The sequence below is a fragment of the Streptomyces roseirectus genome, from assembly GCF_014489635.1.
In the GTDB taxonomy this organism is placed as follows: Bacteria; Actinomycetota; Actinomycetes; order Streptomycetales; family Streptomycetaceae; genus Streptomyces; species Streptomyces roseirectus.
This window is the reverse complement of record NZ_CP060828.1, coordinates 184997-208879: the sequence shown is the minus strand read 5'-3', so window position 1 is coordinate 208879 and position 23883 is coordinate 184997. Positions and strand designations below refer to the sequence as shown.

The following is a 23883-nucleotide window of genomic DNA, read 5'->3' as shown; positions in this document are numbered from 1 at the left end:
CCGGTGCGGGGGGCCATGGCGAAACAGCTCGGACCCGTGCTGCTGGCCACCGGCGCGGCCGTCGTGGTGGTGCTGCCGGGGATCCTCGCGGCGGCGCGGCTGAGGTCACCGGCGATCGCCGCGAGCGCGGTGGGGCTGGCGGCGATCGCGGCGGTCTTCGCCGGGTTCTGGAAGGACGGCCTGCTCCACAGGTTCCAGCAGGACCGCGAGAACGCCGCGTTCGTGCGCGACGGCTGCCTGACCATGGGCGGCGAACTCCCCGCCGTCCGGGACGTGGCGGAACTGACCCGCCTCGGCGTGCACGCCGCGCGCCGCGGCACCAGCCGCACGACGACGAGCCAGCCCCCGTACGTGCCCAGGGACATCGACGACGAACTGCGCGAACACCTCGCGGCCTCGGGCGCGTTCGTCCTCATCGTCGGCGACTCGACGGCCGGCAAGTCCCGGGCCGCGTACGAAGGGCTCACCGCGACGCTGCCGCAGCACACCCTGATCGCCCCGCAGACCCGCACGGCGCTCCCGTACGCGATCGAGCAGACGGCCGGCAGCCCGCGCGCCGCACTGTGGCTGGACGACCTGGAGCGGTTCCTCGGCGAGGGCGGACTGTCACGGAACATGCTCACCCGGTTCCTCGACACGAAGGGACAGCACCGCGTCGTCCTGGCCACGATCCGCGCCGGCGAACTCGACACCTACCTGCGCACGGACAACGGCTCGCGCCCCCTCAACCGCGAGGTCCTGGACGCGCTCGCGCTCGCCCACCGCATCGACCTGCCGAGGATGTTCTCCCCGGCGGAACGCGACCGCGCCGCCACCCGCACCTGGGACCCCCGCATCGAGGCGGCCCTCGACCACGCCGACCGCTTCGGCATCGCCGAGTACCTGTCGGCCGGCCCCGAACTCCTGCACCGCTGGCACGCCGCCCGCGACGGCGGGGAACACGTCCGCGGCGCCGCCCTCGTGTCGGCCGCCGTGGACTGCCGCCGCGCCGGCGTCACCGCCCCGCTGCCGCGCGCCGTCCTGGAGGAACTGGCCGTCCACCACCTGCCCCGGCGCGGCGGCACCCCCTACCCGGGCGAGGCCCTGGCGCAGGCGTGGGAGTGGGCGACGGACGTCCGGACCACCACGGCCCTGCTCACCCCGGTGGACGCGGACACGGTCGACGTGTACGACTACCTCGTCGACGAGACGGCCTCGCCGGTCTCCGACACGGTCCTCACCACCGTCCTCGGGTTCGCGGACGCCGCCGACACCATGCGGATCGGGACCATCGCCCGCGCGCACGGCCGGTACGCCATCGCGCTGGACGCCTACGAGCGGGTGCGCGACACCCGGATCGCCTCGCTGGGGGACGACGACCCCGACACCCTGACCAGCCGGGGCCACCACGCCGCCGTGCTGCGCGTGCTGGGCCGCCTGCGGGAGGCCGAGGCCGAACACCGGGCCGTCCTGGAGGCCCGCGTCCGCGTCCTGGGACCCGACGACCCCGCGACCCTGGTCAGCCGCAACAACCTCGCCCTCGCCCTGCGCGACCTCGACCGCCTGGAGGAGGCCGAGGCACAGCACCGGATCGTCAGCGACGTCCGCATGCGCGACCTCGGCGAGAGCCACCCCGCCACGCTCACCAACCGCAACAACCACGCCTTCGTGCTGCACGACCTCGGACAGGCCGCCGAGGCGGAGGCCGAGCACTGCGCCGTCCTCGCGGCCTACGAGCGGCTGCTCGACGCGGCGGACGCGACGCCCAACACCGCCGCCGTCCTCAAGTCGCTGGGCCGCCTGGAGGACGCCGAGGCCGAACAGCACACCGTCCTCGACACCAGCACCCGCGTCTTCGACCCCGACCACCCCGACGCCCTGACCAGCCGGGGCAGCCCGACGCTGGTGCTGCACGCCGTCGAACGCCTCGGCGAGGCCGAGCGGATGCACCGCGCCGTGTACGAGGGGTACGCGCGCGTGCTGGGCCCCGACCACCCGTCGACGCTCACCAGCCGGGAGAACCTCGCCGTCGTGCTGCACGCGCGGGGGAAGGTCGCCGAGGCGGAGCGCGAACACCGGGCCGTCGTCGACCACTTCGCGCGCGTGCTCGGGCCCGACCACCCCTCGACGCTCACCAGCCGGTGCAACCTCGCCGTCGTGCTCCAGGCGCTCGGGCGGGCGCCCGAGGCGGAGAAGGAGCACCGGGCCGTCCTCGAAGCGTTCACCCGCCTCCTCGGGCCCGACCACCCCTCGACGCTGACCAGCCGCAACTACCTCGCCGCGCTGCTGCTCTCGCAGGACAAGACGGCGCAGGCGGAGGCCGAGCAGCGGGTCGTCCTGGAGGGGTTCGGGCGGGTGCTGGGGCCCGAGCACTCCTCGACGCTGACCAGCCGGGGCAACCTGGGCGTCGTCCTGCACGCGCTCGGCCGCTACGCCGAGGCCGAACCCGAACTGCGGGCGGCGCTGGAGGGGTTCGCGCGGCGCCGGGGCCCCCTGCACCCGTCCACCCTGTCCGCCCGCTCCAACCACGCGGCCGCCCTGCACTCCCTGGGCCTGGTCACCGAGGCGGAGTCCGAACTGCGGGCCGTCCTCGACGGGTTCACGGCGATACTGGGCGCGGATCATCCCCGGACACTGCGGGCACGGGAGACGCTGCGGCGCGGGGGGCGGCGCCGCTGAGCGGGGTGGTGGCGGTGTGGGGGGCGGTGCCGGTGAGCGGGACGGCGCCGGCGAGTGGGGCGGCACCGCTGAGGGGGATGGCGTCGCTGACGGGGGCGGCGGTGTGGGGGGCGGTGCCGGTGAGTGGGTCGGCGTCGCTGAAGGGGGCGTCGCCGACGCGGGGGGCGGCATGGCTGAGAGGGGCTGCGCCGGTGCGGAGGGCGGCGCCGCTGAGAGGGACGGTGCCGGTGCGGGGCGGCCGGTCGCCGGGCTCCCCGATGCGGTCCAGGAGTTCGGCGAACTCGCGCAGCAATTCGTCGCACTCCTCCGCCGACCGGCCGATCGCGGTGGCGCCGAGCTTCCCGTGCCGTTCCAGGGCCGGCCACAGGTGCGGGACGACACCTCGGCCCGCTCCAGGATCCAGGCGGAGCGCCGGGGAGGCGTTCAGCGCGGCGATCAGGGACGCGGGGGAGGTGCCCTTGCTCGCCGGGGACAGCACGCTGTCGGTGGCGCGGAAGTGCACCGGGCGTCCGTCGCGGGTCACCAGCCGGCCGGGCGGCGCGGGGGCGAGGGGCAGGACGGCGCGCACCGTGCGGTTCGGATGCGTGCTGCCCGTCTGACGGAGGTTGACCTCGACGGCGTACAGGGCGTCGCGGGTGGCCAGGAAGTCGACGCCGGCGTGGCCGTGGACCCCCAGCTCAGCGAGCGCGGTGAACACCTTGAGGGAAGCGCCCTCGACGGCGTCGCGGTACGCGGCACGCGCGGGATGGCGGCAGCCGAGGAAGTCACCGGCGGGGCCCACGAGCTGGTCGTGCGCGCCGAGGAGTTCGACGCGGGGCGGCCCGGACGGCGCGAGGTGCGCCAGCGCGCTCGGGCTGCACCGTACGTCCCCCGCGTGCCGTTCCACGATCGCCCCGCACTCGCCCACCCGGGCCAGGAACTCCGCCCGCCGCATCCCCGCACCCGACGGCCGCAGCGAGGTGCGCAGTGCGTGCTCGACTGCGTCGGCGCGGTCGCCGTCGACGGTCACGTACGCGTTGCCGTGCCCGGAGCCGAAGCCGTGGTCGAGTTTGACGACCCACTGACCGGGACCGTGGACACGGACCAGGGCGCACAGGCGGGCGGCGAGGGACGGCAGGTCGCGGTCGGGGGTGTAGGAGCCCGGGAGATGGGGGACGCCGGCCGCCCGGAACAGTTGCCGGCCGCCCGACTTGTGACCCCAGGCGAGCAGGTGGACGTCCGCTTCGAGGAGGCCGGTGCCGAGGGCGTGCGCGAGGGCGGCCGTGCGGGGGCTGGACGCGAAGCACGCCAGCCCCTCCACGGTGTGCCCGTGGCGCCGCGCGAGCGCGACGGTCCGGGCCAGCCGCTCGACCAGGCGGGGATCGGCGAGGACCTTCTCGGCGAGGTGGCGTCCGCCGTCGTCGTCGATCTCGACCAGGGCGTGGCGCGCGCGGCGGTCGGCGGCGGTCGCCGGGGTGGCGGGCACGAGCCCCAGCAGATGCTCCTCGACCCCGGCGCCGACGGCCGGGGCCTGGAGCATGACCAGGGCGAGGCCGGGCTCACGGGCCACATACAGCGACTCCCACAGGCCGCGCGAGGACGACAGCCAGCGGCCCACGCCGAACGACATCTCCCGCGCGCCGAACTCCTGCGAGGGGCACACCAGGCGCAGCCGCAGCCCCCGGCGGGACGCGAGGACCGCGTCCAGCCGGTCGAGCGGGTGCGTGTGCGCCCGCGCGGTCACGGTGCCAGTGCCCAGTCCAGCGCCGATCGCACGTGGATGAGGGTGGTGTCGAAGACGGGCAGCGGGCTGGTCTCCTCGTCGAGCAGCAGCCCGATCTCCGTGCAGCCGAAGATCACGGCCTGGGCGCCACGCGCGGCCAGCGCCTCGATGATGCGGACGTACGTCTCCCGCGAGGAGTCCAGGACCTGCCCGAGGCACAGCTCCTCGTAGATGATCTTGTGGACGCCGGCGCGCTCCTCCGGCTCGGGGACCAGGACGTCGAGCCCGCGGGCCGTGAGCCGGTCCCGGTAGAAGTCCTGCTCCATCGTGTAACGGGTCCCCAGCAGCGCGACCCGCCCGACACCCGCGCGCAGCAACGCGTCGGCGGTGCCGTCCGCGAGGTGCAGGACCGGGATGCCCAGCCCCTCCTGGACGGCGTCGTAGACGCGGTGCATGGTGTTCGTGCAGATCAGCACGCAGTCCGCGCCCGCCAGCTCCAACTGGTGGGCGCGCTGGGCGAGATACTTCCCCGCCTCGACCCAGTCGCCGTCCGCCTGCATCCGCTCGATCTCGGCGAAGTCCACGGAGTGCACCACACAGGGCGCGGAGCGCAGACCTCCCAGACGCTCCCGGACTCCCCGGTTGAGCTCCTGGTAGTAGTACGCCGTCGACTCCCAGCTCATACCGCCGAGGAGACCGATGACCTTCATTTCCTCATCCTTTCCCGCTGGACCCGTCGAGCGCGCGGCCGAATCTTTCCAGCAGTGAATCGAGCCGTTCCTCCGAGGTACCGAAATTCATTCGGACAAAACCCTCCAGAGAGGCGCCGAAGACGCTACCAGGCTGGAGGAAGATCATTGCCGTCTTCGCGAAATAACCGTGAGCGTCGGACGCGGCCGGTGTCGCCCGAAGATCCAGCCACGCGAGATACGTCCCGGACGGCGGGACGAACCGTATCTGCTCGAAATGCGACATAAAATCCGTCACTCTGGTTCGATTGGTTCCCAATTGTTCTCTCAATTGGTCCAGCCAGTCGTCGCACGACTCCCAGGCCGCGATCGTCGCCGCGATGCCCAGCGCACCGGCCCCGCTGCGCAGATGCCACGGAAGCCGCCGGAAACGCGCGTGCAGCTCGGCCCCGCCGAAATGACCGACCGCGCAGCGCAGCCCCGCGATATTGAAACTCTTCGCCGCCGACGTGAACACGATCGTACGTTCGGCGGCAGCGCGTACGGAAGCGATCGAGTGGAATTCCGTGCCCGGATACACGATCTCCGCGTGGATCTCGTCCGCGAACACCACCGCGTCGCTGCGCACCGCGAGCCCGGCCAGCCTCTCCAGCGCGGCCCGGCCGAAGACGTGACCGGTCGGATTGTGCGGATGGCACAGCACCACCAGCCGCAGCCGCCGCGCCCCCTCCACCGCCGCCCACTGCGCCACGCCCGCCCCGCGCACCGGCAGCAGCAGCGGACGGCGCCCGAGCGAGCGGACCGCCTCCAGGAACGGCGGATACGTCGGGGAGTGCAGCAGCACCTCGTCACCGCGCCGGGTGAACGCGAGCAGCGCGCAGCACAGCGCCTGCACGACCTGCGCGCACACCTCCACCCGCGCCGGCTCCGGCGACCAGCCCATCCGCCGCCGCGTCCGCTCCGCGAACAGCTCCGCCAGCCGCACCGGAGCCCCGCCCGTGTAGTCCGGGTAGCCGACGTCCGAACGCTCCACCGCCGACGACAGCACCGCCCGGATCGGCGGCGCCAGCGCGAAGTCCAGCTCCGCGATGTCCGCCGGGATCACCCCGGCCGGGGCGCGCGACCACTTCAGCCCGCGCCCCGCGCGCAACTCACCGTCGGTGAGCGCCGTCAGCGGCATGTTCCACGCCCCTCACCCCGGCGCTCGTCACCTGGAGCACCGACACCACCCGCACGCGCGACCCCGGCGGCACGTCCGTGACGACCCGGGCACCCGACTCGATCCGGCAGTCGTCCCCGATCGTGACCGGCCCGAACACCGACACGTTCCCCGCGATCTCCACCCGGTCCCCGATCCACGGATGCCGCCGCCCCGACCACTGCGCCGGACCGCTCCTGATCGAACGGCTGCCCAGGACGACGTTCTGCAGCAGGTAGCAGTCGCTGCCGATGCGCACCTGCTCACCGATGACCGTGCCGTACCCGTGGTCGATCACCGCGCGGGCGCCGATCACCGCCGCCGGATGGATCTCCACCCCGCTCTCCCGCTTGGCCCGCTCCGCGATCCGCCGCGCCGCGACGAGGACGCTCCCGCCCTGGCCCGGCGCCGCCGCGAACCGGTGCAGCTCGTGCGCCACCCGGTGCGCCAGCAGCGCTCGGAAGCTGAGATAGCTCGCGTACGCGTACACCGGGCTGGAACGGGCCGCCGGATCCCGCGCCACCAGCGCGTACAGGTCCTCCAGCACCTTCAGCGGAACGTCGGCCGCCAGCTCCTGCGCCGCCGCCAGGCCCAGCCCGCCGCGGGAAAGTTCCCGCGCCACCGGGCGCAGCAGCCTCCTGACGTCCGCCTCGACCCGGCGCACGGGCACGGTGTCCTTCACTCGTAGTCCTCCCCGCGGTCGTAGAGAAACGAGACGACGACGTCCCGCGCGGACGCCGGGGGCCACTTGAGGACGGCCGCGACGTTGGCGCAGCTGCTCGGGCCCACGAACACCCGGTGCTCCGCGAAGAGCCGCGTCCCCGCCGCGGCCACCTCCCCGTCGGTCACCGGGACCACCGCGGCCAGCTCCGCCACCGGGAAGAACGGGGCCGGCTGCCCCACCGCGAACCCCTGGAGACCGTGGTCGCCGTACCGGCCGGCCCGCAGATCGCAGCCCGGCGGCTCGACCCCGACGACGGCGACCTCCCTGAACCACTGCCCCAGCGCCGACGACACGCCCCGCGCGGTCGCGCCCGTACCGAGCCCGCTGACCAGCGTCACCCGCGTGTCCCGGCCGTGCCCGCGCCCGATCAGCTGGGCCAGGAGTTCCGCCCCGGTGCCCTGCTCGTGCGCCGCCGGATTCGCCGGATTGCCGAACTGGTTCAGATAGTGGAAGCGGCTCGGAGCACTCGCCAGGATCGCTTGGACGGCCGCCTCGTTGTCCGCGCAGTCCGGATGACTGACACCCCGGTCCACGACTTTCGCGCCCAGCCGGCCCGCGATTTCCTTCTTGATCCTCGAATACCCCGGGTCGGTGACCAGGACGAGTTCCAGTCCCCGTATTCGCGCCTCCAGCGCGAGACCGATTCCCAGATTTCCCCCGGTCCGCTCGATCAACGCCGTTCCGCCGCCGCGCGTCACCTTCCCACGCCGCTCGGCGTCCTCGATCAGCGCACGCGCCACGCGCGCCTTGTGACTCCGGCCGGGATGCAGGAACTCGCACTTCAGGAAAGTGTTCGGCAGTACTTCCAGCAACGGGGTGGGAAGAACAGTGTCCGACATGAACAGAGCGTAGTGCCGGGCATGACAATCGGCAAGGGAGAGAGGAATTGTCCGGTCATTTCTCTGCGCGGCCCGGCACCATGAAGCGGCAGTCGATATTCCGGCTGTTTCGAATGGGGCGTTTTTTGGTGCGCGCATTACCGGGACGGACGCGGGTACCCGGTGGGTGTCCGGGGCAGCGCACAGCGAACGGGAGAGGCGATGAACGCCGTGAAGATCGCGTACAAACCGGTCGGGCTCGCGCTCGGAGCCGGCGGCGGCCTGCTCGCCGGAGCACTGTTCAAGCAGGCGTGGAAGGCCCTCGGCCACGAGGACGACGCCACCGACGAGCACCGCCGCTGGGCCGAGATCCTTGCCGCCGCCGCGCTCCAGGGCGCCCTCTTCGCCGTCGTCAAGGCCGCCGTCGAACGCGCCGGCGCCACCGGCGTCCGCCGGGTCACCGGAACCTGGCCCGGCTGAACCCTCAGATCGCCGCCGACGCCAGCTTCACCCCGAACCCCACCAGCACCACCCCCGTCACCCGCTCGACCCACGCCTGCGAGGAGCCCCGCCGCAGCAGGCCGCGTGCCGCCGGGATCCACCAGGACAGCAGACCGAACCAGGCGACGTTGAGGGCGGCGTGGGTGAGGGCGTACAGGAGGGTGAGCGGGAAGGCGGGGGCGCCGTCGGGGAGGAACTGGGGGAGCAGGCTGACGTAGAAGACGAGGGCCTTCGGGTTGAGGAGGTTGGTGGACAGACCGGTGACGAAGCTCTGGCGGACGCTCGCCGAGGGCGGACCGACGTCGGCGGGATCCTCGGCGCGGGCCGTCAGCAGGGCGCGCGCCCCGAGCCAGACCAGCCACAGCGCGCCGGCCGTCTGCAAGGCCCGGAACCCGGCGGGGGAGGCCGCGAGGAGGGCCGCGACACCGACCGCGCTGGCCAGCCCCCACACCATCAGCCCCAGCGACACCCCGAGGCCGGTCATGAACGCCGTCCGCCGCCCCGAGCGCAGCGCCGAGCGCAGGACGAGGGCGCTGTCCGGGCCGGGGGTGACGGTGATGAGCGCGGCGGTCGCCGTGAACGCGGCGAACGCCGGGAGGATGTCGGGCCTCATGCCGTCCCGCCTTCCCGAAGGGATCCCGTCGTTGCCTTCCACCATGCCGCGCGGCCGCCCCGGTCCACCACCGCGCCCGCCCGACGGTCACAGCTCCACCACCCGGCACGGCGCCGCCGCGTCCGCCGACTCCCGCAGCATCGTGAACGTCAGGACGATCATCAGCCAGTCCGTGCGCTGCGGGGTCGACGGGTCGTAGCCGGGGTCACGGTAGGTGTCGCACAGCCGCTCCACGGCACCGGCGTCGAACACCCCGTGCCGCCGCAGCGTGTCCGGAGCCAGCCAGTCCCGCACGAACTCCTCGGCCTCACGCACGAGATAGGCGCTGCCGGGCGCGGTGAAGGGGAACTTCTCGCGCCGCACGACCTGTTCGGGCACGACACGGGACGCCGCGCGCTTGAGGACGTACTTCTCCTCCTGCCCGCGCAGCTTCAACCCGGGCGGAATCCGCATCGCGAGGTCCACGACGTCCCGGTCCAGGAAGGGGTAACGGCCCTCCACGGAGTGCGCCATGGTCATCCGGTCCCCGTGATCCCCCAGCAGGTGGTCGGTCATCCGGAGCTTGACGTCGAGATAGGACCGCTTGTGCATCGGATGCCGCCCCCGGATCCGCCGCCCGTCGGCGACGGGGAACGCCGTGCAGTCGAACTCCGGCAGCGACGAGAGGAGTTCGGACGAGTACAGCTCCTCCCGCGCCCGGCGCAGCGCCGCCACGTCCAGGTCGTAGCCGTAGGAGGGATCGCCCCACATCGCCTCGCGGGCACGCAGCTCGTCCTGAGGGACGGGCGGACGGCGGCCGGCCGGCAACGCGGCGCGCAGGGCGTCGAAGCGGTAACCGGAGTACCCGGCGAAGAACTCGTCCGCCCCCTCACCCGTGAGGACCACCTTGACGCCCTCGCCGGCGGCGGCCTCCGCGAGCGCGAGGGACGCCACGTTGTACGACTCGCGCAGCGGAACCTCCGAGTGCCAGACGGCCAGTTCGAGGTCCCGGCGGATCCGGTCGGCCGTCACCTCGACGGGCCGGTGCGGCAGCCCCAGCCGCCGCGCGAGGAGTTCCTGATAGGGGCGCTCGTCCAGCTCGGCGGCCGGGAACACCGCCGAGAACGTGTGCGTGACCGGACTCTCCGCGACCTCCGCCGCCAGACACGCCACCAGCGCCGAGTCGAGACCGCCGCTCAGGTACAGGCCCACCGGCGCGTCCGACCGCAGCCGCCGCCGGACGGCCGTCCGCAGCGCGCCCAGCAGCGCCCCGGCATCCGCGAACTCCCCGGATTCCTCCGTCTCTTCGGCGGCGGGGTAATCCAGGTCCCAGTACTCCACCTCCCGCACCCCGTCCCGCGTCACCTCCAGCCGGTGCCCCGGACGCACCGACGACACCCCCTCGAACAGCGTCCTCGGACTCACCACCGACGGCAGGCACAGCACCTGGTCCAGCCCCCGCAGGTCGATCCGGCCGGCCGCCGGCAACGCCCGTGCCGTGGACGCGAAGTCGAGGCCGTCCCCGTCCCGGGCGTAGTACAGCGGGCAGATCCCGAACGGATCGCGCGCCAGGTGCACGACCCCGCGCACCCGGTCGTACAGGGCGAACGCGAACTGCCCCTCCAACTCGGCCAGCAGACCGATGCCCAGCTCCTCGTAGAGGTGCGCGATCACCTCGACGTCGCACTCGGACCGGAACACGTGCCGGCCCGCGAGCCGCGCCCGCAGCTCGGCGTAGTTGTAGATCTCGCCGTTGCAGACGAGGACGACCGACCCGTCCTCGCTGGTGAACGGCTGGGAGCCGCCGTCGGGGTCGACGATGCTCAGCCGGCGGCTGCCGAGCGCCGCCCAGTCGTCCGCGTACCGGCCACGGCTGTCGGGGCCCCGGTGCAGCAGACCGCCCTCCATGGCGTCCAGCACCTCCCCGGCCCCGGCCGCCGCGCCGACCCGCCCGAAGATTCCGCACATGGTCAGCCGTCCAGTTCCGCCACGGCCGCCGCCATCTCGGCGACCGTCGGCCCGCTGAGCAGCGTCCGCAACGGCACCCGGACACCGAGCCGCGCCGACAGCCGCGCCACCACCGTCGCCGCTTGCAGCGAATCACCGCCCAGGAGGAAGAAGTCGTCGTCGACACCGATCTCCCGCACCCCGAGCACGTCCCGCCAGACATCGGCGACGGCATCGAGACAGGCCGCGTCCGGAGGCGGACCGGCGACGAGCGGGGAGGAACCCGACCGCGAACCGCCCCCGAGCGCGGGGTCCTTCACCACCGGCGCACCGACCGGCCCAGAACCGTACGAGCCGCCCTCGGGGGCGCCCAACTCACCCCCACCCCCCGCAGGTTCCCCGGCGACGAGCACATCCCCGCCGCCGGCAACAGGCGAGCTTCCCGCGCCCCCGGCATCCGCCGGTCGCGCGGAGCCGGGAGTGCCCTCGCCGCTTACCGGCCCCGTGGCGCCCAGCGGGCCCTCCTTCCCGCCGCTCACCGGTTCTTCTGCGCCCGGCGAGCTTCCCGCGCCCCTGGCATCCGTCGGTTGCGCGGAGCCGGGAGTGTCCTCGCCGCTCACCGGCTCCGTGGCGCCCAGCGGGCCCTCCTGGCCGCCGCTCACCGGTTCTTCTGCGCCCGGCGAGCTTCCCGCGCCCCTGGCATCCGTCGGTTGCGCGGAGCCGGGAGTGTCCTCGCCGCTCACCGGCTCCGTGGCGCCCAGCGGGCCCTCCTGGCCGCCGCTCACCGGTTCTTCTGCGCCCGGCGAGCTTCCCGCGCCCCTGGCATCCGTCGGTTGCGCGGAGCCGGGAGTGTCCTCGCCGCTCACCGGCTCCGTGGCGCCCAGCGTGGCCGCCGCTCACCGGTTCTTCTGCGCCCGGCGAGCTTCCCGCGCCCCTGGCATCCGTCGGTTGCGCGGAGCCGCCGCCGCTCACCGGTTCTTCTGCGCCCGGCCGCCGCTCACCGGTTCCTGCGCCCGGCGAGCCCCGCCCCTGGCATCCGTCGGTTGCGCGGAGCCGGGAGTGTCCTCGCCGCTCACCGGTCCCGTGGCGCCCAGCGGGCCCTCCTGGCCGCCGCTCACCGGTTCTTCTGCGCCCGGCGAGCTTCCCGCGCCCCTGGCATCCGTCGGTTGCGCGGAGCCGGGAGTGCCCTCGCCGCTCACCGGTCCCGTGGCACCCGGCGCACTCCCCTTCCCGCCGCTCACCGGCTCCGTGGCGCCCAGCGGGTTCCCCTTCCCGCCGCTCACCGGTTCCCCTGCCGCGCCCCGGGCGCCCGCCTGATCTCCGGCGAGGAGTGGGTTTCCGGTGCCTGGCGAGCTTCCCGCGTCCCCGGCGTCCGCCTGATCTCCGGCGCGCAGCGGGTTTCCGGCGCTCGGTGAGCTTCCCGCGCGGCCGCCGGCCGCTGGTTCCCCTCCGCCGGCCAGCCCGCCCGCGCCCCTCGCCACCAGCCCCGCCAACGCCCCCCGGTCCACCTTCCCCAGGCGTGTGTACGGGAGTTGGGGCAGGGCGGCGAACCTTCCCGGGATCATGTAGAGCGGTAGGCGGGCGGCCAGGAACCTGCGTAGTTCCGGGAGGTCAGGCTCGCCGTCGGCGGGGACGAGGAACGCGGCGAGGCGGGGTTCGCCGTCCAGGGGGTCGGTGTGGACGGTGACCGCTGCCTCGCGGACCGTCGGGTGGGCCGCGAGGGCGTGTTCGATCTCGCCGGGCTCGATCCGGTAGCCGCGGATCTTCACCTGCTCGTCGATGCGCCCGACGTACTCCAGCTCCCCGCCGGGCGTGGGCCGGACGAGGTCGCCGGTGCGGAACAGGCGGCCTCCGGGACAGTAGGGGTCGGGTCCGAAGCGTTCGGCGGTCAGCTCGGGGCGGCGCCAGTACCCGAGGGCCACACCGGCGCCGCCGACGGCCAGCTCGCCCGAGTCGAGGACGTGGAGACAGGTCCCGGCGACCGGCGTCCCGAGCGTGACGGGGTCTCCGGCGCGCAGGGGGCCGGTCATGGTGCTGCACACCGTCGCCTCGGTGACCCCGTACGCGTTGCGGAACGTCCGCCCGGCGGACCAGCGGGCCACCGTCCCCGGCCGGCAGGCACCGCCGCCGTTGACGACGAGCCGCAGGTCGGGCAGGCCGTCGGCGTCGGTGGTGGCGAGGGCCGCCGGGGTCGTCTTGACGGCGGTGATCCGCAGGTCGCGCAGGGTGGCGTGGAGCACCGGGCCCGGCATCAGCTGGTCCCGGTCGGCGATGACGAGCGTGGCCCCGCCACACAGCGCCACGACGATCTCGGTGAACGAGGCGTCGAAGCCGAGCGAGGCGAACTGGAGGATCCGCCCGCCGGGCCCGGCCCGCCAGCGCCCGATCTGGTCGAGGGCGAGCGGCACGAGCCCCCGGTGCGCCACGGCCACCCCCTTCGGCGCCCCGGTGGAACCGGACGTGTAGATGACGTACGCGAGATCGTCGGCACCGGGCTCGGCGAAGGCGGGGGAGGAGGCGGGGGCAGAGCCGTGCCCGCACTCATGCCCGCGCTCGTGCCCGTACTCCCGCCCGTGCCCGCACCAGTCGTCCGCGCGGCCGACGTCGATCAGCGGCACACCGACCCCCGGTATGTCCTCGCGGGCGACCACCGCCTTCGCCCCGCTGTCGGCGACGATCCCCGCGACCCGGGCCGGCGGGTTCGCCGTGTCCAGCGGGACGTAGGCCACGCCCGCCCGGACCGCGCCGAGCAGGGCGATCACGGCCTCGGGGGAGCGATCGAGGTGGAGGGCGACGAGGTCGCCGGGGCCCAGGCCCCGGCCGGCGAGGTGGTGGGCGAAGCCGGTGACGGCGTCGTCGGTGTCGCGGTAGCGAAGGACCCGGCCGTCGTGTTCGAGGGCGGGCGCGTCGGGCGTGGCGGCGGCCCGCTCGCGCAGCAGGGAGCTGATGGAGGTCACGTGACTCGTCCCCTCGTCCTCAGGCGGCTTCGCAGACGTCGAGCAGCGCCTCGTACGCGTTGCCGTGGCCGTCCGCCGGGCGGGCCATGCGGCGGGTCCAGTCGCCGACGACGCGGGAGACGACCCGGTGGGCGAGCGGTTTGTCGAAGACGGTCGTGCCGGACTGCCGGGAGAACCATTCGAGGCGGGAGGTGAGCGCCCCGCCGAGGGTCAGCAACTGGCCGGGCAGCGCGAGGACGTCGGCCCGGGCGACCTCCGCCATCAGCTCCTTGCCGCCGGCGCCGCTCGGGATGGCGAGGTTGTGCGCCAGCAGCAGGACCGTCCCCGGGGCCAGCGCCGTCAGGTTGGAGTGCTCCAGCTCGTTGCCCCAGGTGGTCGCGATGACCGTGCCGCCGCTCGCCAGCGCCTCGTCCGTGAACCGGCCGGAGACGGAGGGCAGCAGCCGGACGTCGTCGGGCGCCGCCTCGTGCCCGGCGTCGTACTTGAGGTCGCAGACCGCCAACTCCCCGCCCTGGTCCTGGAGATACGTGAGGACGTCCTCGCCCATGGCGCCCGCCGAGCCGATCAGGGTGGTGCGCGGGGCGTCGATGACGCCCTCGTCCGCGAGGACGTGGTGGGCGGCGGTGACCCCGGTCGCCGAGTAGCTGGACTTGCCGCCGCAGCCGCCCGCGTCGCAGTGCACGCCCAGCACGTGCGGGGTGTGCTCGTGGAGCAGGTCGGCGACGCCCGCGTACTTCCCGAAGTCCGGCGTGAGCTTGATGCGGCCCTCGCGTTCGTTGAGCAGATCGCCGAGCGCCGCGAACACCTGGTGGACGGTGGAGCGGAACTCGGGGTGCTCCGGGTGGGAGAGGATCTCGGCGTACCGGGCGTCGGCGGGGCGGATCACACAGCGTCCGCCGCCGACCGTGCTGTCCCGGAAGCCGGGCGGCAGCGCCGTGGCGAGGTCGTCGACGGCGCCGGCCCGCAGCGCCTCGTTGATCAGGACGTTCTTGTACGCGCTCTCGGTGTGCATGAGGGAGCAGAGCACGCCGACCACGTCCTCCATCCGGTCCCGCCAGCCGACCAGCCGGCAGCCTCCGTACGCGTAGTCCTTGGACTCGTCTCCGTCCCAGGCGACCCAGGCGTCGGCCGGTTCGCTGCGGGCGCGGTAGATCTGGATGGACGTGGACATGGGAATCTCACACCTCCTTGATCGGGTGACGGCAGAACGTGACGGCTTGGACAGTTGTCGGAAGCGGCCGGAGATCAGAATTCGAGCGCGCTGGGCAGGACCGAGCCCGGCAGCAGGTCGAGCCGGGGCGGCGCGGAGAACTCCAGGTAGACGGCGCCCTGTTCGCCGACGCCGAGCGCCGCGTGCCACTGGCCGCCCGGCACGAACAGCACGTCCCCGGCGCCCAGCGTGTGCTTCTTCTCGCCGCAGCTCAGGGTGAGTTCGCCGGCGGTCACCACGACCCACTGCTCGTGCGGATGGCGGTGCGGACGGCCGTCGAACTCGGCGCCGGGATCGGTGACGACCCGGACGACGGAGGAGTGCTGCCCGCTCGCCACGTGGCGGCTCGCCCCGGCGCGCATGCGGTGTGTCTCGGGCTGAGAGTTCCAGTCGAGGAACACGGAACCTCCTGGATCACATCGGTGATCAGGTTGTCGAGAAACGACCCTAACCCAGCTGTCCGGAACGCGAAGGCCGCGGTACGGGCGATTTCCGGATACGCGTCGGTATTCGGCCAGCGGGCCACCAGCCGTGATTCTCGCGGGCGCCACAGGCCGGCTGACTGCGTTGCCGCAGGGGAATCCCCTTGCCCGGTGCTTCCATTTCGAGGCGAACGGCCGCCGGTCAGAATGGCGCACAACAGCCTGTACGGCCGGAAGAGGACCGTCGGAATCCGCATCCGACTTTTCTGTGACTTTCCTGTGACGGACGTGAATCAGCCATGAACGACTTCCGATCCGCCCCCTCCGGGCAGCGAACAACCTGGTCGAACCTGCTCAGGAGGTCACACCTCCTACCATGCCGTTCCGGCCAAATCGACCTCCGCTGTTGACGGCGACCGCGTGACGGGTGATACCAAAACATCGGGACGCACCCGATGTGCTCCGGCCTCCGAGCCCCGGGTGGGCACCGCGCCGCGGTGTCGCGTATCAGCCTTGGATCCTTGACGCGGGAAGGCTGTTTCCCCCCTGCTCGCCGGCCGCTTTCCGTTGCCCGGCGAGGATCCGATAAATCCCCGGAAGGCAGTCCAGGTGGATATCGACGACTTCCTGAACGCCCCCGGAAGGGCGGACGGGATCGGCCATGCACGCAAACTCATCGACCTGCTCGGCATCGAATACATCTACGTCCAGTACGTCACCGTCACCGGCCGCGTCGTCGGCAAGGGAATTCCCGCGGCGCACTGGGAGGACGTCGCCGGACGCGGCGTCCAGCTTGTCTACGGCTCGACCGCGAACGTCGCGACCGACCGCGCCGGCCACTACCTCGGCCACGGCCCCGAAGCCTCCGAACTCCTCGCCCTCCCCGACCCCGACACGTTCGCCCAGCTCCCCTGGGACGGCCGGATCGCCCGCGTCTTCGCCCGCCTCTTCCGCAACCGCGACGAGGAGACCGACCCCGGCGCCACGCTCGACGCCGACTGCCGCACCAACCTCGCCCGGCTCCAGGCGGCGTTCACCGAACGCCATGGCACCCACCTGCGGATCGGCACCGAACCCGAGATGCTGTGGCTGCGCCGCGAGAAGGGCGAGCTGGTCGGCGTCACCAAGCCGCACTGCTACCACATCGACCAGTTCGAGGAACTACGTGAGGTGACCCTGCGCAGCGTCGCCTACGGTCGCGCGCTGGGCCTCGACATGATCCAGGGCGACCACGAGGACGCCCCCGGCCAGCTCGAACTCAACTTCGCCCACGACGACCCCCTGCGCACCGCCGACCGGCTCATCACCTACCGGCAGATCTGCCGCCAGGTCGCCCGCGAACTCGGCCTCGTCGCCTGCTTCCTGCCCAAGCCGTTCCAGGGCTACCCCGGCTGCGGCTGCCACCACAACCTCTCCCTCTGGGACGGCGGCCACGACGAGGAACGCGACCTGGGCACCAGCACCTGCGCCCCGGGCGTCCGCACCCACCTCACCGGCGGCACCAACACCTTCCGCACGGCGGACGGCGCGTCGCGGCGGCACACCATCGGCGGTATCGTCGCCCACCTCCCCGCCCTCACCGCGCTCGCCTGCCCGACCGTCAACTCCTACCGCCGCCTGCGCGACTCGGGACTGTGGGCGCCCGTCACCGCCCACTGGGGCCACCAGAACCGCACCTGCGCCGTCCGCGTCTCCGCCCCCGACCGGATCGAGTTCCGCGTCGCCGACTCCCTGACCAACCCCTACCTGATGGCAGCCGGGCTCCTCGCCGCCGTCGACGACGGCCTCACCCGCCGCCTCGACGCGGGCCCGCCGCTGGCCGCCAGCGCCTACGACACCCCCGGCCCCCGGCTGCCCGGCGACCTCGGCACCGCCCTCGCGGCCCTCGACGCCGACGACGTCGTCCGCGCCGCCCTCCCGGGCCGCCTCTACTCGACGTACACCGCCCTCAAGGGCGACGAATGGGACCGGTTCCTGGCCACCACCACCGCCTGGGACTTCGACACCTACCTCGACCACACGCCCTGAACCACCGAGGGACACGAGCGATGACGACCCACACCGAACTCTTCGGCGCGCTGCCGGGGAGTCGCTTCACCGACGACCCGGTGCTCCTGCTGCCCGCCCGCACCCCCCTCGACGGACGGCTGGACGCCGGACGGCGCGAACTCGCCGAGGACTTCGAGGACCTGGCCGACGACCGCTGGCTGAAGGGCGACCACGTCTTCCGCAAGCGCCGCTTCGGCCTCTTCGCCGCCGACACCGAGAGCCGCGCGATCGAACCCCTGGAGGACCGGGCCTTCTTCCAGAGCACCGAACTCAACCCCTACGCGGGCGGTATGCACCGCAAGTTCGAGCCGCTGGCCGCCCGCACCCGCGCCAACCCTTACCTCGCCCAGCTGATGTGGGACGTCCTGGCCGTCCTCCCCGGGGGCCGGGGCCGCACCTGGGAGGTCGGCGTCCACCTCATGCGGATCGTCGCCCGCCCCGGCCTGCCCGGCCACCCGGCGCCGGAAGGCATGCACCACGACGGGCACGCCTTCACCTCCATCACCCTCGTCGGCCGCGCCGACGTCAGCGGCGGCGTCAGCCGCTTCGCCGGCCTCGACGGCCGTATCCACCGCGAGCTGGCCCTCGAACGGCCCGGTGACACCGTGGTGTTCGAGGACCCGCGCTGCCTGCACGACGTCACCCCCGTCGAGGTCGCGGGCGACGCCGCCCTGGCGACCCGCGACGTCTGCGGGTTCTCCCTCAACCCCGTCGAGCCCAACCCCGTCGAGGAGGACCGGTGAACCTGCCCGAACCCCACCACCCGGTGCCCGTCCTGTCCGACGACCAGGGCGCCGGCACCCACCTCCTCGCCGACCTCGTCGGCGCCAGCCGCCTCGACGACCCCGCGCACGCCGAGACCGTGCTGCGCGAGTGCGCCCGCGCCGCCGGTGCCCTCCTGCTGTACGTCCACGTCCACCACTTCGGGCGCGGCGGCGGGGTCTCCGGCGTCGCCGTGCTCGCCGAGTCCCACATCAGCGTGCACAGCTGGCCCGAGTACCGTTTCGCCGCCGTCGACCTGTTCATGTGCGGGACGGCCGAGCCGAACAAGGCGCTCCCGGTGCTCCAGGCCGGCTTCTCGCCGGAGCGGATCGTCGCCCAGGAACTCGTGCGCGGCATCGGCGCCCTTATGCCGCCCGTCGACACCGTGGAGAGGTGAGCCATGACCACGGACACCCGGTACGAGCTGATGCGGCACGTCTACGAGGACGTGTGGATCGGCGAACTGTGGAACGCCGGCGACCCGGCGGGCGGCAGGGTCCTCGCCGAGCACTTCTTCGACCACCGGCCCATCGACGCCTTCCCCAACACCAAGCACGGCCACATCAGCATGGCCCTCGACTGGCACCAGGCGTTCCCCGACTACAAGTTCGTCATCGAGGACGTCATCACCGCCGGTGACAAGATCGTCGCCCGCTACAACTCCTCCGGCACCCACCTCGGCGTCCTGTCCGGCATCCCCGCCACCGGCCGCCGGGTCACCCTCACCGGCATCGACATCATGCGCTTCGACGGCGACCTCCTCGCCGAGTGGTGGCACAACGAGGACATGTACGACCTGATGCGCCAGCTCACGGCCACCGCATGAGGGTCGGTGACCGGGCGGACTGCCTCGCGCTCGACGCCGCCGACGAACTCGGCGCCCTGCGCGAGGAGTTCGACCTCCCTCAGCGGCCCGTCTTCCTCAACGGCAATTCCCTCGGGCCGCCGCCGCGCGCGACCTGGCACCGGCTGTCGAAGGTGGTGCGCGAGCAGTGGCGCGCGGACATGAACTCCGCCTGGTGGAAACACGGCTGGCTCGACCTGCCGCGCACGGTCGGCGACCGTGTCGGACGGCTCGTCGGCGCGGCGCCGGGACAGACCGTCGTCGGCGAGTCGACCTCCGTCAACCTCTTCAAACTCCTGTGCGCCGCCCTGGAGTTGAACCCCGGGCGGCGGACCGTCCTCACCGACGCCGGGAACTTCCCGAGCGACCTCTACATCGCGGACGGCGTCGTCCGGCACGTCCGGCCCGACGTGCGGGTGCGCCGGGTCGAGGCCCACGCGCTCGCCGGCGCCCTCGACGAGGACACCGCCGTCGTCGTGCTCAGCCACGTCGACTATCGCACCGGGGAGCTGCTTCCCATGCGGGAGATCAACCGGCGGGCGCACGCGGCGGGTTCGCTCGTGCTGTGGGACCTCGCGCACAGCGCGGGGGTGGTGCCGGTCGGGCTCGACGCGGACGGGACCGATCTCGCCGTGGGGTGCGGGTACAAGTACCTCAACGGCGGGCCCGGGGCGCCGGGTTACCTGTATGTCGCCGCGCGGCTGCTGCCCCGCGTCGAGCAGCCGGTCACCGGGTGGCTCGGGCACGCGGAGCCGTTCGCCTTCGAGGCCGGGTACCGGCCGGCGGACGGCGTCGGGAGGCTCCTCACCGGGTGCCCGCCGCTGCTCAGCCTGGTCGCGCTGGAGGAGGGGGTGCGGCTCGCCGGGAACGTGGACACGCGGCTCGTGCGGGCCAAGTCCCTCGCGCTCACCGGGCTGTTCGCGGAACTCGCCGAGCGGGCGGGGGCCCAGGTGGTGAGTCCACGGGCGCCGCAGCGCAGGGGCGGGCACGTCAGCGTCCGCCACCCCGACGCCGAGCGGATCGCCAAGGGGCTCGCGGGGGAGGGGTTCATGGCCGAGGTACGGGTACCCGACCTGATCCGCGTCGGGCTGTCACCGCTGTCCGTTCGCTATGTTGACGTCTGGGACGCGGCGGCGGCGCTCGGACGGGTCCTCACGGCATAGACGCTCACACGCGGGAGACACGGGAGAGGGGCAGCGGTGCGGAGGGTCCAGACGGTGTTCGCCCGGCTCTACCGGTCACCGGCGCTCCTGCTGTGCCTCGCCGCCGCGGGCTGGTCGGGCAACTTCGTCGTCGGCCGGCTCACCCACGGCACCGTGCCGCCCGTCAACCTCGCGTTCTTCCGCTGGCTCGCCGCCACCGCCGTCATCCTCCCCTTCGGCCTGCCCCGGCTGCGCCGCGACCTACCCGTCCTGCGCCAGTGCAAGGGCACCGTCCTGCTGCTCGCGGCCACCGGGGTCGCCGCGTACAACACCCTGATCTACGCGGGCCTGCGGTCCACCACCGCGATCAGCGCCCTGCTCATGCAGTCGATCATGCCGGTGCTGATCCTCGTCTTCGTCTTCCTCCTCTTCCGCGAACGCCCCCAGCGCCTCCAACTCCTCGGCCTCGCCCTGTCGCTGGCCGGGGTCTGGGTGGTCGTCACCCAAGGGCATCCCTTCGACGCCGGGACGCTCGCCCTGGGCGGCGGCGTCGGCTGGATCCTGCTCGCCGTCGTCAGCTACGCCCTCTACACGACACTGCTGCGCAGGCGCCCGACGGTCCACCCGCTGAGCCTGCTGACGTCGACCTTCGCGCTCGGCGCGGTGATGCTCGCGCCGTTCGCCGCCGCCGAGGCCGCCGCCGGGCACCCGCTGCCGCTGACGGCGGGCTCCGTCGCCGCCGTCGGCTATGTCGCGCTGATCCCGTCCCTGCTCTGCTACTTCTGCTACAACCGCGGGGCGGAACTGCTCGGGGCGGCGCGGGCGGGGCAGTTCCTGCACCTCATGCCGGTCTTCGGGGCGGTCCTCGCGTTCCTCTTCCTCGACGAGCGCATCCGGGGGTTCCACCTCGCGGGGGCCGGGCTCATCGGGGCGGGGCTGGTGATCGCGGCGCTGCGGCGGGGGAGCGGGGACACGGGGGCCGGCCCGGAGGGCGTCCCCGAGACGGGGGTGGAAGACGCGCGGCGCCTCCCACCCCGGTCCGCCTAGGCCGTCAGTCGATGCAGAACTCGTTGCCCTCGATGTCCCGCATCGAGATGCACGACTCGTTGAACTCGTCGGCGAGCAGCACCTCCACGCACTCCGCGCCCAGCGCCTCCAGCCGGGCACGCTCGGCCTGCAGGACCGCCAGCCGCTCCTCGCCGACGAGCCCGGTGGCGACCCGCACGTCGAGGTGCACCCTGTTCTTGACGACCTTGCCCTCAGGGACCCGCTGGAAGTACATGCGCGGGCCCACGCCCTCGGGGTCCATGCACGCGAACGCCGCGCCCTGCCGCTCCGGCGGCAGCGAACTGTCGTACTCCGCCCACGATGCGAACTCCTCCGGCAGCGGCGGAACCACGTACCCCAGCACCTCGCACCAGAAACGGGCTACCCGCTCGGGCTCCGCGCAGTCGAAGGTGACCTGAAACTTTTTGATCTCTGACACCGGCGCACCTTAACAGGGGGGACCCTGATCAGGGCATTCTTTTCCGCGGGCCGTCCTCACCCCACCGCCGAGGCCATCCGCCGCACCGCCTCCGTCAGGATCTCCGGCGACGTCGCCAGGTTCAGGCGTACGTGGCCGGCGCCCCCGGTGCCGAAGGCGGGACCGGAGCTGAGAGCGACGCGCCCGCGCTCCAGGAAGACCCCTGCTGGATCGTCGCCCAGGTCCAGCGCGCGGCAGTCCAGCCAGGCGAGGTAGGTCGCCCGGGCCGGGGCGTAGCGGACGCCGGGCAGGTGCTCGGCGAGGAGGCGGGTCAGGAGGCGGCGGTTGTCGTCCAGTCCGGCCAGGACCGCGTCGAGCCAGTCGCCCCCGTCCCGCAGGGCCGCGGTGTGGGCGATCACGCCGAGATGGCTGGGCCCGTGGCTCACCTCCTCCGGCAGGCGCGCGAGATCGGCGCCCGCCTCGGGGCCCGCGACGGCGACGGCCGCCTTGAGTCCGGCCAGGTTCCACGCCTTCGACGCCGACATCAGCGACAGCCCGTCCCGCGCGCCGGGGACACTCAGGTACGGCACGAACCGCGCGCCCGCCGCCACGATCGGCGCGTGGATCTCGTCGGCCACCACCCGCACGCCGTACGCGCGGGCCAGTTCGGCGACGGACGCCAGCTCGGCGGCGGTGTGCAGGGTGCCGGTCGGATTGTGCGGGCTGCACAGCAGGTACACGGGCCGTCCGCCGCCCGCCCGCACCCGCGAGAACGTCTCCTCCAGCACCCCGGGGTCGATCCGCCCCTCCTCGGTGAGCGGAGCCTCGACAACGACCCGGTCCGCGTTCCCCACGAACTGGTAGAACGGCGTGTAGACCGGCGAGTTGACGACCACCGCGTCCCCCGGCCCCGACACCAGCTTCAGCATCTCCACGACCCCCATCATCACGTCCGGCACGATCGCCGTCCGCCCCACCTCCAGCCCCTCCCACCCCCACCGCTTCCCCGCGAACCCCGCCAACGCCTCCGCGTACGCCGTCCCCACCGGATACCCCGTGTCCCCGAGCGCCACCGCGTCCGTGAGCGCCCGCGCCACCGGCTCCGCGAGAGGAACATCCATCTCCGCGACCCACAACGGCAGCACATCCCGCGGATAAGTCCGCCACTTCATGCTCGTACGCCGCCGCAGCTGCTCCAACGTGAGCCGGTGCAGGGGGTTGAGGGGGGTTTCGCGAGGCGTGGTGTCCATACGCCCAAGCTAGGCGAGAGGGGGAGCCGACGGCACGGCGCCTGTTCCAGACACCGGAACGGGTGTGCGGCCGGGAATGGGTGCGTGGTCGCGGCCGAGCCCTGGGCCGGATCGATACGACGGGCTGTCACTTGAGCCGGCCGCTTGTCGGGGGCGGTGCTCAGCCCTGTTGTGGAGTGCCGGGCTCTTGGTTCTGGTGGGTGGGGTGGGGTGGGGCTGAGTGTGGAGAGGTCGCCGATGAGGTCGCGCAGGGCCCGGTCGTGGGGCTCGCGGCCGGCCTCCGCGCGCAGGAGGGCGGCGAAGTTGGGGCGGCCGTGCTTGTCGGTGGTGGCGCTCGTGAACAGTGGCGCGAACACGGAGCGGGCGAGCGCGTTGCTCGCGACGACGTCCTGACGTCCGTTCTGGACGGTCGCCGTGGACAGGGTCATGGAGTCGAGCATCCACTGGATCTGCGCCGACACCGGCACGTCCTTGCGGCGGACGGGTGCGCGGCGGGCCGGTCTCGCGGCCCTGGCCAGGTCGAACAGGTACGTGCGCTCGTCCTCGTCCAGTCGCAGGGCCTGCGCGACCGCCTGGACGACCTCCTCGGACACCCCGCCGATGTGGCCCTTCTCCAGCCGCGTGTACCACTCGGTGCTCACGCCCGCCAGCACGGCGACCTCCTCGCGCCGCAGCCCCGGCACCCGACGCCTTTCTCACGGGCGCCGTCGTGGGGCCGGGGCGGCGCCGCCGCTGAGCCTGGCCGCCGCCCACCACGCCACGCGGTACATCCACCTGCTGTGAGCCGCCCGCCGGGCAGGGCACGCACCCCAGTCGGCTCGCCGGCCTCGACTGAACGGCTCAACAGGGCCCGGGGCGAGGGGGGGTGAGGTTATACCCCCCATAGACGCGACCTTCCTCCGGGGTGTGAGGGCCGGTTGTGTGGGATCGGCACCTTGAACTCGACGCTCAAG

At 73.2% G+C, this 23883-nt stretch carries 22 protein-coding genes; 8 read left to right on the top strand and 14 right to left on the bottom strand.

What is annotated here, in order from left to right; genetic code table 11:
- Positions 1-15 precede the first annotated feature (15 nt).
- Positions 16-2658: a tetratricopeptide repeat protein gene (locus IAG44_RS00650; protein ID WP_187745168.1), complete on the top strand. Its 2643-nt coding sequence runs from the start codon at positions 16-18 to the stop codon at positions 2656-2658.
- Here the strand turns inward: IAG44_RS00650 and IAG44_RS00645 are convergent.
- Genes IAG44_RS00645 through IAG44_RS00625 form a run of 5 tightly spaced genes read right to left on the bottom strand, consistent with a single transcriptional unit; the run spans position 2579 to position 7810 of the window.
- The gene (locus IAG44_RS00645) at positions 2579-4381 is read right to left on the bottom strand and encodes a hypothetical protein (protein WP_187745167.1); all 1803 of its coding nucleotides are present in this window, start codon (positions 4379-4381) and stop codon (positions 2579-2581) included. The two genes, IAG44_RS00650 and IAG44_RS00645, sit on opposite strands and share 80 nt — an antisense overlap.
- Positions 4378-5070 carry an aspartate/glutamate racemase family protein gene (locus IAG44_RS00640; protein WP_187745166.1) on the bottom strand — a complete coding sequence of 231 codons (693 nt, stop codon included), beginning with the start codon at positions 5068-5070 and terminating at the stop codon, positions 4378-4380. Before IAG44_RS00640 ends, IAG44_RS00645 begins: the two co-directional genes overlap by 4 nt.
- A 4-nt stretch (positions 5071-5074) precedes the next feature.
- Positions 5075-6229: a MalY/PatB family protein gene (locus IAG44_RS00635; protein ID WP_187745165.1), complete on the bottom strand. Its 1155-nt coding sequence runs from the start codon at positions 6227-6229 to the stop codon at positions 5075-5077.
- Positions 6201-6929, bottom strand: coding sequence for a serine O-acetyltransferase (locus tag IAG44_RS00630; RefSeq protein WP_187745164.1), 729 nt, complete (start codon positions 6927-6929; stop codon positions 6201-6203). Before IAG44_RS00630 ends, IAG44_RS00635 begins: the two co-directional genes overlap by 29 nt.
- On the bottom strand, positions 6926-7810 hold the full coding sequence (locus IAG44_RS00625; protein ID WP_187745163.1) for a pyridoxal-phosphate dependent enzyme: 885 nt from the start codon (positions 7808-7810) through the stop codon (positions 6926-6928). The genes IAG44_RS00630 and IAG44_RS00625 overlap by 4 nt, the downstream gene beginning before the upstream one ends.
- 201 nt (positions 7811-8011) lie before the next feature.
- Here IAG44_RS00625 and IAG44_RS00620 point away from each other — a divergent pair, with 201 nt between their 5' ends.
- On the top strand, positions 8012-8269 hold the full coding sequence (locus IAG44_RS00620; protein WP_187745162.1) for a DUF4235 domain-containing protein: 258 nt from the start codon (positions 8012-8014) through the stop codon (positions 8267-8269).
- A 4-nt stretch (positions 8270-8273) separates the two neighbouring features.
- Here the strand turns inward: IAG44_RS00620 and IAG44_RS00615 are convergent, their stop codons facing one another.
- The 6 genes from IAG44_RS00615 to IAG44_RS00590 all read right to left on the bottom strand — a co-directional run bounded on the left by IAG44_RS00615 (position 8274) and on the right by IAG44_RS00590 (position 15397).
- On the bottom strand, positions 8274-8903 hold the full coding sequence (locus tag IAG44_RS00615; RefSeq protein ID WP_187745161.1) for a LysE family translocator: 630 nt from the start codon (positions 8901-8903) through the stop codon (positions 8274-8276).
- Positions 8904-8990: 87 nt separating this feature from the next.
- Positions 8991-10850: an asparagine synthase (glutamine-hydrolyzing) gene (asnB, locus tag IAG44_RS00610; RefSeq protein ID WP_187745160.1), complete on the bottom strand. Its 1860-nt coding sequence runs from the start codon at positions 10848-10850 to the stop codon at positions 8991-8993.
- Positions 10851-10852: 2 nt separating this feature from the next.
- A complete protein-coding gene (locus tag IAG44_RS43100; RefSeq protein WP_246561341.1) occupies positions 10853-11203 on the bottom strand; it encodes an acyl carrier protein in 351 nt (116 codons plus the stop codon).
- Positions 11204-11797: 594 nt separating this feature from the next.
- Entirely contained in the window at positions 11798-13786 is a 1989-nt protein-coding gene (locus tag IAG44_RS00600) for an amino acid adenylation domain-containing protein (RefSeq protein ID WP_187745159.1), read from the bottom strand.
- Between the two features lie 19 nt (positions 13787-13805).
- Positions 13806-14957 (bottom strand): hypothetical protein, encoded by a 1152-nt coding sequence (locus IAG44_RS00595; protein ID WP_187745158.1) that lies wholly within the window; start codon positions 14955-14957, stop codon positions 13806-13808.
- A gap of 74 nt (positions 14958-15031) precedes the next feature.
- Positions 15032-15397: a cupin domain-containing protein gene (locus tag IAG44_RS00590; protein ID WP_187745157.1), complete on the bottom strand. Its 366-nt coding sequence runs from the start codon at positions 15395-15397 to the stop codon at positions 15032-15034.
- A gap of 630 nt (positions 15398-16027) precedes the next feature.
- Here IAG44_RS00590 and IAG44_RS00585 point away from each other — a divergent pair.
- The 6 genes from IAG44_RS00585 to IAG44_RS00560 are packed head-to-tail and all read left to right on the top strand — an operon-like array spanning position 16028 to position 21262.
- On the top strand, positions 16028-17446 hold the full coding sequence (locus IAG44_RS00585) for a glutamine synthetase family protein (RefSeq protein WP_187745156.1): 1419 nt from the start codon (positions 16028-16030) through the stop codon (positions 17444-17446).
- Between the two features lie 20 nt (positions 17447-17466).
- Complete coding sequence (locus IAG44_RS00580) at positions 17467-18210, top strand: 2OG-Fe dioxygenase family protein (protein WP_187745155.1); 744 nt, start codon at positions 17467-17469, stop codon at positions 18208-18210.
- Entirely contained in the window at positions 18207-18626 is a 420-nt protein-coding gene (gene speD, locus IAG44_RS00575; RefSeq protein ID WP_223006769.1) for an adenosylmethionine decarboxylase, read from the top strand. The genes IAG44_RS00580 and speD overlap by 4 nt, the downstream gene beginning before the upstream one ends.
- 3 nt (positions 18627-18629) lie before the next feature.
- Positions 18630-19055 (top strand): ester cyclase, encoded by a 426-nt coding sequence (locus tag IAG44_RS00570; RefSeq protein ID WP_187745154.1) that lies wholly within the window; start codon positions 18630-18632, stop codon positions 19053-19055.
- Entirely contained in the window at positions 19052-20236 is a 1185-nt protein-coding gene (locus tag IAG44_RS00565) for a kynureninase (protein ID WP_187745153.1), read from the top strand. Before IAG44_RS00570 ends, IAG44_RS00565 begins: the two co-directional genes overlap by 4 nt.
- A 36-nt stretch (positions 20237-20272) precedes the next feature.
- Complete coding sequence (locus IAG44_RS00560; RefSeq protein WP_187745152.1) at positions 20273-21262, top strand: DMT family transporter; 990 nt, start codon at positions 20273-20275, stop codon at positions 21260-21262.
- Positions 21263-21266: 4 nt separating this feature from the next.
- Here IAG44_RS00560 and IAG44_RS00555 read toward each other — a convergent pair whose 3' ends face one another.
- The 3 genes from IAG44_RS00555 to IAG44_RS44650 are packed head-to-tail and all read right to left on the bottom strand — an operon-like array spanning position 21267 to position 23613.
- Entirely contained in the window at positions 21267-21701 is a 435-nt protein-coding gene (locus IAG44_RS00555) for a VOC family protein (RefSeq protein WP_187745151.1), read from the bottom strand.
- A 56-nt stretch (positions 21702-21757) separates the two neighbouring features.
- Entirely contained in the window at positions 21758-22930 is a 1173-nt protein-coding gene (locus tag IAG44_RS00550; RefSeq protein WP_187745150.1) for a MalY/PatB family protein, read from the bottom strand.
- Positions 22849-23613, bottom strand: a complete 765-nt coding sequence (locus tag IAG44_RS44650; RefSeq protein WP_425508415.1) for an MmyB family transcriptional regulator — start codon at positions 23611-23613, stop codon at positions 22849-22851. Before IAG44_RS44650 ends, IAG44_RS00550 begins: the two co-directional genes overlap by 82 nt.
- Between the last annotated feature and the right edge of the window lie 270 nt (positions 23614-23883).